The organism is Listeria monocytogenes ATCC 19117 (assembly GCF_000307025.1).
Classification (GTDB): Bacteria; Bacillota; Bacilli; order Lactobacillales; family Listeriaceae; genus Listeria; species Listeria monocytogenes_B.
In genome coordinates, this window is sequence record NC_018584.1 from 800951 (window position 1) to 813169 (window position 12219).

The 12219-nt window shown below is 39.3% G+C and carries 13 protein-coding genes; 12 read left to right on the plus strand and 1 reads right to left on the minus strand.

All coding sequences use genetic code 11. From position 1 onward, the window contains the following. The first annotated feature begins 112 nt into the window (after nucleotides 1–112). The 12 genes from LMOATCC19117_RS03960 (at nucleotide 113) to LMOATCC19117_RS04015 (ending at nucleotide 11086) form a co-directional block, all read left to right on the plus strand. Entirely contained in the window at nucleotides 113–934 is an 822-nt protein-coding gene (locus LMOATCC19117_RS03960; protein WP_003734254.1) for an SGNH/GDSL hydrolase family protein, read from the plus strand. Then, nucleotides 906–1811 carry an ABC transporter ATP-binding protein gene (locus LMOATCC19117_RS03965; protein ID WP_003734255.1) on the plus strand — a complete coding sequence of 302 codons (906 nt, stop codon included), beginning with the start codon at nucleotides 906–908 and terminating at the stop codon, nucleotides 1809–1811. The genes LMOATCC19117_RS03960 and LMOATCC19117_RS03965 overlap by 29 nt, the downstream gene beginning before the upstream one ends. Further along, nucleotides 1804–2784, plus strand: coding sequence for an ABC transporter permease (locus LMOATCC19117_RS03970; RefSeq protein ID WP_003721874.1), 981 nt, complete (start codon nucleotides 1804–1806; stop codon nucleotides 2782–2784). The genes LMOATCC19117_RS03965 and LMOATCC19117_RS03970 overlap by 8 nt, the downstream gene beginning before the upstream one ends. Before the next feature lie 126 nt (nucleotides 2785–2910). Beyond that, complete coding sequence (locus LMOATCC19117_RS03975; protein ID WP_003734256.1) at nucleotides 2911–3801, plus strand: VOC family protein; 891 nt, start codon at nucleotides 2911–2913, stop codon at nucleotides 3799–3801. Then, entirely contained in the window at nucleotides 3798–4757 is a 960-nt protein-coding gene (locus LMOATCC19117_RS03980) for a ring-cleaving dioxygenase (RefSeq protein ID WP_003734257.1), read from the plus strand. The genes LMOATCC19117_RS03975 and LMOATCC19117_RS03980 overlap by 4 nt, the downstream gene beginning before the upstream one ends. 6 nt (nucleotides 4758–4763) lie before the next feature. Further along, nucleotides 4764–5372, plus strand: coding sequence for an alpha/beta hydrolase (locus LMOATCC19117_RS03985; RefSeq protein ID WP_003724479.1), 609 nt, complete (start codon nucleotides 4764–4766; stop codon nucleotides 5370–5372). Nucleotides 5373–5381: 9 nt separating this feature from the next. Further along, a complete protein-coding gene (locus LMOATCC19117_RS03990; protein WP_003734258.1) occupies nucleotides 5382–6002 on the plus strand; it encodes a flavin reductase family protein in 621 nt (206 codons plus the stop codon). A gap of 327 nt (nucleotides 6003–6329) precedes the next feature. Then, nucleotides 6330–7586 (plus strand): GTPase HflX, encoded by a 1257-nt coding sequence (gene hflX / locus LMOATCC19117_RS03995; protein ID WP_003724481.1) that lies wholly within the window; start codon nucleotides 6330–6332, stop codon nucleotides 7584–7586. A 65-nt stretch (nucleotides 7587–7651) separates the two neighbouring features. Further along, entirely contained in the window at nucleotides 7652–8524 is an 873-nt protein-coding gene (locus tag LMOATCC19117_RS04000; RefSeq protein WP_003724482.1) for a metallophosphoesterase, read from the plus strand. 5 nt (nucleotides 8525–8529) lie between these two features. Continuing rightward, nucleotides 8530–9519, plus strand: coding sequence for a lipoate protein ligase LplA2 (lplA2, locus tag LMOATCC19117_RS04005; RefSeq protein WP_003734259.1), 990 nt, complete (start codon nucleotides 8530–8532; stop codon nucleotides 9517–9519). Between the two features lie 132 nt (nucleotides 9520–9651). Further along, a complete protein-coding gene (locus tag LMOATCC19117_RS04010) occupies nucleotides 9652–10404 on the plus strand; it encodes a hypothetical protein (protein ID WP_003734260.1) in 753 nt (250 codons plus the stop codon). A gap of 34 nt (nucleotides 10405–10438) precedes the next feature. Next, the gene (locus LMOATCC19117_RS04015; RefSeq protein WP_003724490.1) at nucleotides 10439–11086 is read left to right on the plus strand and encodes a GntR family transcriptional regulator; all 648 of its coding nucleotides are present in this window, start codon (nucleotides 10439–10441) and stop codon (nucleotides 11084–11086) included. A 40-nt stretch (nucleotides 11087–11126) separates the two neighbouring features. Here LMOATCC19117_RS04015 and LMOATCC19117_RS04020 read toward each other — a convergent pair whose 3' ends face one another. Next, the gene (locus tag LMOATCC19117_RS04020) at nucleotides 11127–12116 is read right to left on the minus strand and encodes an NADPH:quinone oxidoreductase family protein (protein ID WP_003724491.1); all 990 of its coding nucleotides are present in this window, start codon (nucleotides 12114–12116) and stop codon (nucleotides 11127–11129) included. Nucleotides 12117–12219 lie beyond the last annotated feature (103 nt).

Here is a 12219-nt window from a genome sequence, read left to right on the forward strand (position 1 = left end):
CTGAAAGGATAGCTAGTTTTTACTAGCTATCCTTTTTAAATGAAGGAGTCTCATTTTAAAATATGCTATACTTAGTGAAATATAAACCTCATGAAACGGTAGGTGGTTGTCAGTGAAAAAGAGTAAGACGGTTCAAATTCTATTAGTTTTTTCCGTTGTTGCGTTAATTTTGAGCATGGTTGGGGTGGTATCAATTTGGTATGGGCAGAAAAATCATCAAACGAATAATGCGAAAACCACCACCAAAAAAGAGACGACAGTAACGAAAAAACAAGATACCTTTAAAATAACCGCGCTCGGTGATTCGCTTACATATGGCGTTGGCGATACAGAAGGCGGCGGGTATGTCCGAGTGGTGGAGAATTTCTACAAACAAAAAGAGAAAAATGTCGAGAATGTCAATCTTGCTATTAGTGGGGCGAAATCAGACCAGCTTCTCAAACAATTAGATCAAAAAGAAGTGCAAAACCAAATAAAATCAGCCGATGTTATTTTAATGACGATTGGCGGAAATGATTTGTTTCGTGGCGGAGAAGCACTGGATGATTTCAAAAGCAATGCAATTAAACAAGCCGAAGCAAGCTATACGAACAACCTGAAACAAATTTACCAAACGATACGAAAATTAAATCCATCCGCGCCCGTTTTTCATATTGGGCTGTATAATCCGTTTATGTCATTAAAAAATGCGAGTGAAATGTCGGCAGTTGCGAATGAGTGGAACATGCAAAGTCAAAATCTATCGCAAAACGAGAAAAATATCATTTATGTTCCGACTTTTGATTTATTTCAGCAAAATGGGGATGCATATTTAGCGACTGATAAATTCCATCCAAATCACGCCGGATATCAGTTTATCGGTAATCGGGTGACAAAGGTTATACAAACAGGAGGGGGAAAAGACGATGACGGAGCTAGCACTTCAAGTAACTAATCTGCATAAAAAAATTCGCAAACGAGAAATTATCAAAGGGATTTCTTTTGAAGTAATGCCCGGAGAAGTTTTTGGCTTTCTTGGACCGAATGGAGCTGGCAAAACAACGACGATTCGAATGATTGTGGGGCTAATCAAACCAACATCTGGAACGATTTTAATCGGTGGGAAAGATATACGGAAAAATTTCACCGAAGCAATGCGCGGACTTGGCTCGATCGTTGAAAACCCAGAATTCTATACATTTTTAACGGGACAAGAAAATTTAGCGTATTTTGCCCGAATGGATTCGGCGATTAAAAAAGAACGCATCCAAGAAGTAACCGAGCTAGTTGGGCTAGAAAAGCGGATAAATGACCGAGTTTCTACGTATTCACTTGGTATGCGCCAGCGTTTAGGCATTGCTCAAGCGTTACTTTCGAATCCGAAATTATTAATTCTTGATGAACCAACAAACGGTTTAGATCCATCTGGAATTCACGAAATGCGCGACTTTATCCGTGCTCTGGCTAAAAATGAAGGTATTAGTGTACTTGTTTCTTCCCATTTATTAAGTGAAATTGAACTTTTATGTGACCGAGTGGCGATTATGACAGATGGAACGATTATTAAAACCGATCAAGTTTCACATCTTCTTAGTTCTCGTGCACAATTACGCTGGCTGGCGACTCCTTTTGAACAAGCCAAAGCATTTTTGGAAAGTGTAACCGAAGTAGAAGTGGACGGCGAATATCTCGTGACCGCAGTGAATGAACATAGCGCCGAATGGAACGAACAGTTAGTTGCAAAAGGCATTCAAGTCCATGAAATCGACAAGAAAAAACCATCTCTCGAAGACCTATTTCTTGAGTTAACAGGAGGTCATACGATTGATTAATTTAGTTTATAATGAGCAATTAAAACTTTGGCGCAAAAAGCGACTCATTGTTATTTTGGCGCTAGTGGCAATTATCGTAGCGATTTTCACGTATGCACAGTTCCGGCAGCATCAAGAAGATGAAAAGCAAGCTGGGACAAGCGATTGGCATGTGCAAACCCAACAACAAATTGTTGACCTTGAAAATAGGCTCGGAACAGGGCGACTGCCAGAAGAATATCAAAAATATTTCAAAGTGCTTGTCGGGCAACTACAATATTATTTGGATAATGACATCAACCCAAATGCACCTGGAGCACCAACTTTCCTAAAAACGTTTGTCGAAAATGGTATTAGTTTATTGTTTCCGCTTTTTATCATGGTTATAGCGGCCGACTTAATTAGTGCTGAAACAAGTGCGGGAACGATGAAATTCCTGCTGACAAGGCCTGTGAAGCGATGGCGGATTTTGACGAGTAAATATATTTCAATGTTGCTTTCGATTTCCGCGATTATGGTATTATCCGCTGTTATTGCCTATCTGATTTCTGGAATTGTGTTTGGTTACGGTGGCTGGGATGCGCCAGTTCTCACCGGATTTGGCATGAAAGATGGTGCTGTTACAACAACAGACGTGTACCAACTGCCGGTTTGGCAACTACTGCTCATGGAGTTCGGACTCGCGTGGTTTGTCAGTGTCGTGGTCGGCGTGTTAACGATGTTTGTATCGGTGCTCGTCCGCTCCACAGCTGCCGTAATGGGAATTATGCTTGCTTCACTCATTACCGGAACCATTTTAACCAACCTCGTCAGCTCTTGGCCGAGCGCGAAATATTTATTTATGGTTAATTTACAACTAACGAATTACTTAAACGGCTCGAGCCCACCCGTCGAAGGCATGACATTGAGTTTCTCGATGCTCGTTCTGACCGCGTGGATGCTAGTCGCGTTTATCTTATCCTATTTTATTTTCACCAAACGAGATGTGTATTAAAGAGCGCTTAATGGCGCTCTTTTTTGCGGTCATTAAAAGTTACTTACTTTTTGTGAGCATAAAACTTTTCTTTTTAATAGTTTAGTTATAAACTATAGTTAGTAATCAAGAAGGAGGTACAAACAAATGATTAAAGGCATTCATCACGTATCTGCGCTAACGAAATCATTTAGCGAGAACCATCATTTTTATTCAGACATATTAGGGCTACGGCTCGTAAAAAATACAGTAAATCAAGACAATATTCACATGCGCCACCTATTTTACGGAGACTATACAGGAAGCCCGGGTACCTTGTTAACATTTTTCGAAGTACCTCGTATCGGCTCAAGCTACAACGAACGCGCCTTTTTCGGAAACATCACCCTTGGAATACCAAAAGGCACAAGCTCTTACTGGAAAAAAAGGCTAAACGATTTTGCGATATCTTTCCAAAAAGAAGGCCAGACTTTAACCTTACAAGATCCCGATACAATGGGTATCATCCTAACGGAAATACCAGAAACCATTTCTAACCCAACCATCCATACTGATATCCCGGCTGAAAAGCAAATTGTTCGGATTATCGGCGCAGACTATCACGTGCCAAATCCGGCCGCGACCAGCCAGTTTTTCACGGATTTATTTGGCTTAGAAAGTCAGAATGGGGTATTAGTAGATAAAGACAAGACGAGTTTTGCGAAACTTCATGCCACAAGTTCAGACAAAAAATCGCGAACAGGACGCGGGACAATCGATCACATTGCTTATACCGTTGAAACCAAAGAAGCCGTTGATGAACTTCACCATATAGCTGTTCGAAACGATTTGAAAATAGAAGAATTTGTTGACCGCGAGTATTTTAAAAGTCTATATATTCGCGAACCAGGTGGCTTAAGAATTGAATTTGCAAGTGCTGGCCCCGGTTTTACAATAGACGAACCGCTTGAAACAATGGGCGACAACTTAGCCTTACCAAGCTTTTTAGAAGAAAAAAGAACAGAAATTGAAACTTATTTTGGAGGAGATTTATCATGATTAAAGATTTAAAAGGAATTCACCACGTAACAGCAATGACAAGTAGTGCGGAGAAAAATTATGCGTTTTTTACAGAAGTTTTAGGAATGCGTTTAGTGAAAAAAACCGTCAACCAAGACGATATTCATACGTATCATTTGTTTTTCGCCGATGACAAAGGTTCAGCGGGAACGGATATGACATTTTTTGACTTTCCAAATTTACCAAAAGGACGTCACGGCACAGACAGTATTTCTCGCGTAGCTTTCCGAGTACCTAGTGATGCGGCGCTTGAATACTGGCTTAATCGTTTTGAACAATTAGAAGTTCCGCATAGTGATATCAAAACTCTATTTGGCAAAAAATATCTGACATTCCAAGATTTTGACGACCAACAATTACAACTGATTTCAGATGAAAATAACGAAGGGGTAGCAGCTGGAACTCCATGGAAAAACGGACCAGTCCCAGAAAAATATGCAATTTACGGTTTAGGACCAGTCTTTTTAACGGTAGTTTCGCTCAAAAATATGGATGCGATTTTGCAAACGATTTTTGGCTTTAGAAAAGTGACAGAAGAAGACGGTCTTCATTTATACGAGGTTGGCGAAGGTGGTAACGGGGCGCAAGTGATTGTCGAAGAACGTACCGATATTCCAGCTGCAATACAAGGCTACGGTGGCGTTCACCATGTGGCTTTTCGAGTAGAAGACCACGAAGAATTGCAAAAATGGATTGACCGCATGAATACAATCGAAGCACCCAACTCTGGCTATGTAAACCGCTTCTACTTTGAATCATTGTATGTACCCGTTTCAGAACGAATTTTGTTTGAATTCGCGACAGATGGTCCGGGCTTTGCAAATGATGAACCATACGAAACACTCGGTGAAAAATTAGCCTTGCCTCCATTTTTAGAACCAAAACGCGCAGAAATTGAAAAAATGGTACGTCCGATTAATACGAAACGGAGCTGATAAACGATGGAACACATTTATATTCCAGGGAAAAATAAGGATTTAGCCCCACTATTACTACTTCACGGGACAGGCGGCGATGAAAAGTCGCTTGTCGAAGTGGCGGAATTTATCGCAGGTGACGCGGCTGTTTTATCGTTGCGCGGTGATATTAAAGAAGGCGGAGCAAATCGGTTTTTCAAAAGATTTCACGATGGCAGCTTAGATTTAGAAGACTTGGAAAGTAAAACCGCAGAATTAATCACTACAACACGCGAACTGGCTGAAAAATATCAATTGGATTTTGAACGAATGATTGCAGTAGGGTATTCAAATGGCGCAAACATCGCAGCCAACGCGCTACTACAAGCAGAAGATAGTTTCCATAAAGCGATTTTGTTTCATGCGATGCCAGCTGGAAATAAACAACCCGAATTTTCGATTAGCCACCGCAACGTATTTCTGTCCGCTGGCTTAAATGATCCACTTATTACCGCAAAAGCCTCCGAAGAATTAGTGGAAATCCTCGAAAAACGGGGCGCAAAAGTCGAAACAGTTTGGACAGCGGCTGGACATTCTCTTACTATGGAAGAACTTGAAGAAGCGAAAAAATGGTATCAAAACAACCAGAAATGAGGGAAGTAGATGACTATTTTTAAAAGTGCTGATTTATCTCAAAAAGAAAACTACAAATTTTTAACAGGAAGTATTATTCCACGACCAATTGCTTTTGTAACGACGCTTGCTGAAGACGGGGAGACGGTTAACGCCGCCCCGTTCAGTTTTTTTAATGTTGTTTCAAGCGATCCAGCGATAGTTTCGATAGCTGTTCAACGCGCGAATGGCGAGCAAAAAGATACAGCGAGGAATGCGGCTTTTACGAAAGAAATAAATATTCATATTGTTAGTGAGTCTTTTGTGGAAGAAATGAATAAAACCGCTGCTCGACTGGCACCAGATGTGAGCGAAATCGATAAAACAAGCTTGCATTTAGAGAAAGTTCCTGGAATGAAAACCCCAAAGATTTCCGAGGCCAATATCGTGCTTACAGCTAAACTAGAACAAATTATTCCGATTAAAAATGATGCGGGTGAGGTTGTTTCCGATTTAATTCTGGCACGTATTTTGACATATGATTTCGCAGATGAAGTGTTTGATTCTGAGCATCACTATATTTTGCCAGAAAAGCTTGAACCAGTTGCCAGACTCGCTGGAAATGACTATACAAAACTTGGCGATATTTTCCGGATTGAAAGGCCAAATTAACGAGAAATAGTTGCGAAACAAAAGCGACCATGTTAAACTAGGGGCAACTTAAATGAACGGAGGGTTGCCCATCATGCGTTATATTAGACTACGTTTCCCAAAAAATCTATGCAACTAATTTAATAGTGCGGGAATATCCATGCTTATTTAGTATGGGTAACGGGATTGGTCTTGCGTGCATGTATGGCACCCAAAATAAATATGGGTAGAATGAAGGTGGAATGCGCTTCATTTGAAAGCAAGCTAGTATCTTTGGATGCTATTTTTGTGTTTTCTTCTACTCAAAAACCCTGACCGCGCTGAATCTATTTCAGGAGGTCCTTTTTTATGGAGAAAAAAGTATTAATCGTTGGTATAAGTCAGAAACAAAAAGATTTTGATTATTCAATGGAAGAATTAGCCAATTTAGCGGCTGCAAATAATATGGAAGTAGTGGGCGAAATACGGCAAAATATCGACCGTGAAAATCGCGCTACTTATGTTGGAAAAGGAAAAGTGGATGAAATCAAAGGGCTGGCAGAAATGCAAGATGCTCGCTTGATTATTTTTAACGATGAACTTTCACCGTCGCAAATTAGAAACCTAGAAGAAGCGTTGGAACTGGATGTAATGGACAGAACAGGCTTGATTTTAGCTATTTTCGCGAACCGAGCAAAAACAAAAGAAGCTCAACTCCAAGTCCAAATCGCCAAATTACAATATGAACTTCCGCGAATTTTTGGACAAGGCGAAGACATGGACCAACAAAGCGGAAAAGGCGGACTTAGCAACCGTGGTTCGGGCGAAAAGAAAATTGAAACCGATCGCCGTACCATCAAATACCAAATCCGCCATTTACAAAAAGAGTTAGACATGCTCGTGGATGACCGTGAAGTACGCCGTCGCAAACGAAAGAAAAATGAAATTCCTGTGGTGTCACTTGTTGGTTATACCAATGCTGGAAAATCCACAACGATGAATGGGCTAGTACGTGCTTATAGTGAAACTGCTGAAAAACAAGTTTTTGAGAAAGACATGCTCTTTGCTACGCTTGAAACAAGTGTGCGCGAAATTGTTTTACCAGATAACAAGCAATTTTTACTCACAGATACAGTTGGTTTTGTTAGCAAACTTCCCCATCAATTAGTGAAAGCATTCCGCTCCACACTAGAAGAAGCACGCGATGCAGATTTACTCATTCATGTGGTAGATTATTCGGATCCGCATTATAAAACAATGATGAAGACGACGGAAGAAACGTTGAAAGCTGTTGGTGTGGAGGATGTTCCAGTTATTTATGCATACAACAAAGCGGATTTAATAGAAGGAGAAATTTATCCTAAGCAAACGGAAAATACAATTGTCTTTTCCGCGCGTGAAAAAGAAAGTTTGGAATTTCTAACCGAAGTAATTCGTAAAGAACTTTTTGCTAGCTACGAGAAAGCGACTTTTTTAATTCCGTTTGAGGCGGGGAATGTTGTCGCTTATTTAAATGATCATGCAGATGTTTTAGCTACTGAATACTTGGAGAATGGCACGCAGATTGTGGCTGAAGTTAGTCCGGCCGATTTACAGAAGCTAGCAGAATACCAAGTAGCTGAGTAAAGCGAGTTCCAGCTGAATTTGCTATAATGAAACATACAGCAAATTTAGTGAGGAGATTTCTAACTATGAAAAAAACTGGATGGGGTATACTTGGGGCAGTTGCTGCTTTCACAGGATATGCATACTGGTCAACCAAACATTTAACTGTAACAGATTATGAAATAGTATCAGATAAAATTCCAGCAGAATGGGACGGCGCAACTTTTGTTCAGTTGTCTGATCTGCATAGTGCAAGTTTTGGTTTATATAATAATCCTTTGCTTAGTATCGTGAATGAACTAGCGCCGGATGCTGTTTTTCTAACAGGAGATATGATTGATGGAGATGAGTCGCCATATGTAGCGATGGCAGTTGTGCGCAAATTGGCTAAAGAATTCCCGGTTTTTTATGTGAGCGGAAATCATGAGGGTCGAAGCGCATTTTATGAAGATTTTAAAGCAGACATGGAGAAACATCACGTTACTGTCCTTGAAAATGAACGCTATTTTCTAAAAAAAGATGGCGCCGCAATCATGGTAGCAGGCGTCCGGGATCCTCGTTTTGTAAGAGATGACTGGGCAGAAAAAGAACTACCAAAAGAAGTATGGGAAGAAGCGGCATTAAAAGAAGCTTTAGACGATGCGACAGCTAATTTATCACCGGATTACTTTACGATATTACTGGCGCATCGTCCGGAGTTTTGGCCACTATACCAAGCCTATCCAATTGATTTAGTATTATCTGGACATGCGCACGGCGGTCAATTTAGACTACCTTTAACAGAAGGCCTTTTCGCACCGGGACAAGGTCTCATGCCGAAATGGACAGCAGGGATTCACCGGGCTGGCGGTAAAGCGCTTATTGTGAGCCGCGGCTTAGGAAATGTCACGAAACTACCGCGCTTATTTAATGACCCAGAAATCATTCGAATGACACTTAGAGCAAAAGGGGATGCTTAGGAAAAGTGATTTATTTAGATAATGAAGATGTACTCGATCAAGCGTACAACTTTGCGATGGAAGAATATGCGCTTCGTTCTTTAGATGAAAATGAAACGTATTTTATGTTTTACCGGATGAAGCCGACGATTATTGTTGGTAAAAATCAAAACACACTGGAAGAAATCAACCATGCTTTTGTCAAAGAACATCATATCGACGTTCTCCGCCGTTTATCTGGTGGGGGAGCTGTCTATAACGACGAAGGCAATATTAGCTTTAGCATGATCACAAAAGATGATGGGAATAGTTTTCAAAATTTCGCGAAGTTCACAGAACCAGTTATTCGAGCGCTCCGCAAGCTTGGTGTAAATGCTGAACTGAGTGGTCGAAATGATATTGAAGTGAATGGCAAAAAGATAAGTGGCAATGCGCAATTTGCAACAAAAGGTCGACTATATAGCCATGGGACTTTACTTTTCGATGTCGATTTATCCATGCTCGAAAAAGCATTACAAGTGGATCCAGAGAAATACTTATCCAAGGGTGTTAAATCTGTGCGCAGTCGTGTAACAACAATTCGCGAACATTTAGCGGAAGATATCGATATTCTAACCTTTAAACAAATTCTACTGGAATCTATTTTTGAAACGAAAGATATCCCACGTTATACTTTTACGGAAGCTGACAAGCAAGGAATCGAAAAATTACGCACAGAACGTTACCGGAATTGGGACTGGACGTATGGTAAATCACCAAAAGCCACTATAAAACGCAAAAAAAGATTTCCAGCTGGAACTATTGAATTCCAAGTTTCACTAGAAAAAGGTCAAGTAAAAGAAGCGACCATTTATGGGGACTTTTTTGGTACAGAGGATGTGGCTGAATTAGCTGGGAAAATAATCGGCTGCCGTTTTGAACGAGAAGAAGTTGAAAAAGCTTGGAGTGCAATTGATACAAAAGCCTATTTTGGCGGAATTGAAAAAGAAGCGATTTTAGCGATGCTATTTGAATAAAAGACGTCTAAAAAACTCTAAGAAGAAATTTCTTAGAGTTTTGTTGTTACTACAGCAAAAAGAGGTTACAAACTTTAATAAATCTAGAACTCGTGTTAAACTTAGATTTAGAAAAAAGGAAAAGGTGTAGAAATGGCTATAAAAAAATTAAACGATTTTTATTTTAAAAAACTTGGCAGTTGGAATTTAGTACATAGCTTTATAAAGGGTTTTTGGAGAGCGTTTTTTTTAGTAGTGCTACTTTTAATTATTGCTAACATTATAGTCGTTTATTTGTTGGATAATGTGTTTTTGATTCCAGTGATTTTAATTAGTTTACTTTGTATACCTCTCTTTTATTACGTATTGATTTATAGTCGTGCGAAAAAGTTCATTCGTACCAGATATCAACTACGAAATTTTAAAGAGTTGACTGTAATGCGGCGTTATTTATTATTTGCCTATTTAGAAAAAAGTGGTTTTAGCTCAAGAGATGATTTAGATAAATTACTTCGATTTATTCATTCAGAAATGGCAGAAGAACAAAAGAACCATAAACCACTTAGTACGATAATTGGCGTTTTTATAGCAGCATTTTTAGCAATTTTAGGTGGTACATTTCTATTCTTGATGGATGATGTAGTAGAGCGGCTTATTGCAGCCGTGATTATCATTGTGATGGCTGTTGTTTTCTATTTTATCGGTCTTACGTTGATGTCGATTATTCGCTCGAAATCTGAAAAAAACACAAGAAAAGAGCATGAGCTAACAAAAGAAATTATAGCGATTCAAACGGCAATGCTTGTTAGTGAAAATACAAGTTACCATCCATTTTTAGCAATGGAGAAAAAAGTGAATGAAAACGATTTTTTGAAAGAGATTATTACATCACGGTCCTTTTTATAACATAATTTTTTAGGCACACTTAGGAGGCAAAGTCATGACAACCAAACGCAAAGAGACTAGAGAAAGTGTTTGTTATCGGGAAATCAAAAAGAAGATTAGAAACGGGGAACTAAAGCCAGGCGATCGTTTAATTGAAAATACATTATCACAACAATTAGAAATTAGTCGTACGCCGATTCGAAAAGCAATCGGGATGCTTGCTGCAGATGGATATGTGGAATACAACGATTTTCGAGGTGCTTTTGTTCGGGACAGCATTATTAATAAAGAACGTTACTTTGAAATGACAGAAATTATTGGTTTGTTTCTAAAACAAGCTATTCAAAAAATCCGTACAAAAAAAATAGCCTTCAATAAAATGCGAGTTGTTGCAAAATTAGTCGAAATTGAACGCGAACAACCAACCGACCCAGCAACTTATTTCGAATATGAAAAATGGTTTGTGAGTGATTTACTAACCTATATGAAAAATAATTACTATTTGAAAATTAGCGATGATTTTTTTAATAATATTCAAGAATTTGGTGATGAAGAAGTCATTAAGATTGCACAAAACGCTTGTGTTAAAACAATCGCTAACATCCAACGTTTTATTGATGCGTTGGATGTACAAGATTATGACAAGTGCATAGCGATTATTGATCAAGTCATTGATGCCCATGTTTTAGTCGCTTATCGTTAAAAAAGCATTGTCCTTACTACTTAAGGACAATGCTTTTTATTTACTTTATTTTCACTAAATATCTACCAGTCACGCCACCGTTCATTACTTGGTGAAGAGCTTCAGGTAACTCAGAAAAGCCCACTTCTGTTACTAAGCTTTCTAAATTAGTTAATTTGAAATCTGTCGCAAGTCTATTCCAAATTCGTTCTCGTTTTGGCATCGGACATAAAACTGAATCAATACCGAATAATTGAATACCACGCAAAATAAATGGAAAGACAGTTGTATCTAATTTTCCACCAGCAGACATACCGCATGTAGTAACTGCCCCGCCATATTGAACAGCTGTTAGGAGGTATGAAAGAGGTTTTCCACCAACACAGTCAATGGCCCCGGCGTATAGTTGTTTGTCTAATGCGCGCACTTTTTCAGGTTGAAAAGCTTCTCTTAAAACTATTTCAGATACACCGAATTTTTCTAGGAATTCCTTTGCATCGCTTTTTCCAGAAGAAGCTACAACAGAGAAGCCTCGTTTGGAAAGTATGGCTGAGCTTAAACTACCTACACCGCCTGTTGCACCACTTACAGCGATTTTTCCAGCATCGGGTGTTACGCCACTAAATTCAAGCGCATCGACCGAGAGTGCTGCTGTAAAGCCCGCTGTGCCAAGTATCATCGCTTCTTTTAATGATAGACCATCTGGCAAAGGAACAACCCAAGCAGCTGGAACGCGAATAAACTCACTATATCCACCAAAATAGCTCACTCCAAAATCATAACTAGTGACAATAACCTCATCGCCTACTTGAAATTGGTCAGATTTAGAATGGACGACCACACCACTTGCATCAATACCAGGAATAAAAGGATACTCGCTCACAATTTTCCCGTCTGGAAGTACAGCCAGTCCATCTTTGTAGTTAATACCAGAATAATGTACCTCAATCGTTACTTCATTTTCTGGCAAGTTATCTATAGTAGTTTCTCTAAAATGAAGGGAAGTATTATCTGCTTCTTTTTCAATGAAAAGTGCTTGAAATGATTTCATTTTTTAAATTCCTCCACAACTCAATTTTGTGTTCCCCTTCACTTTACGACTTTTTTCGCCATTTTACAAGGCTGTGACTGGTACAAATCCCCATTTCAAGGTA

Bases quoted from the DNA above. Each gene is read 5' to 3' on its own strand.
- LMOATCC19117_RS03965 (WP_003734255.1), top strand. From the start codon at position 906: ATGACGGAGCTAGCACTTCAAGTAACTAATCTGCATAAAAAAATTCGC.
- LMOATCC19117_RS03975 (WP_003734256.1), top strand. From the start codon at position 2,911: ATGATTAAAGGCATTCATCACGTATCTGCGCTAACGAAATCATTTAGC.
- LMOATCC19117_RS03980 (WP_003734257.1), top strand. From the start codon at position 3,798: ATGATTAAAGATTTAAAAGGAATTCACCACGTAACAGCAATGACAAGT.
- LMOATCC19117_RS03985 (WP_003724479.1), top strand. From the start codon at position 4,764: ATGGAACACATTTATATTCCAGGGAAAAATAAGGATTTAGCCCCACTA.
- LMOATCC19117_RS03990 (WP_003734258.1), top strand. From the start codon at position 5,382: ATGACTATTTTTAAAAGTGCTGATTTATCTCAAAAAGAAAACTACAAA.
- hflX (WP_003724481.1), top strand. From the start codon at position 6,330: ATGGAGAAAAAAGTATTAATCGTTGGTATAAGTCAGAAACAAAAAGAT.
- LMOATCC19117_RS04000 (WP_003724482.1), top strand. From the start codon at position 7,652: ATGAAAAAAACTGGATGGGGTATACTTGGGGCAGTTGCTGCTTTCACA.
- LMOATCC19117_RS04010 (WP_003734260.1), top strand. From the start codon at position 9,652: ATGGCTATAAAAAAATTAAACGATTTTTATTTTAAAAAACTTGGCAGT.
- LMOATCC19117_RS04015 (WP_003724490.1), top strand. From the start codon at position 10,439: ATGACAACCAAACGCAAAGAGACTAGAGAAAGTGTTTGTTATCGGGAA.
- LMOATCC19117_RS04020 (WP_003724491.1), bottom strand. From the start codon at position 12,116: ATGAAATCATTTCAAGCACTTTTCATTGAAAAAGAAGCAGATAATACT.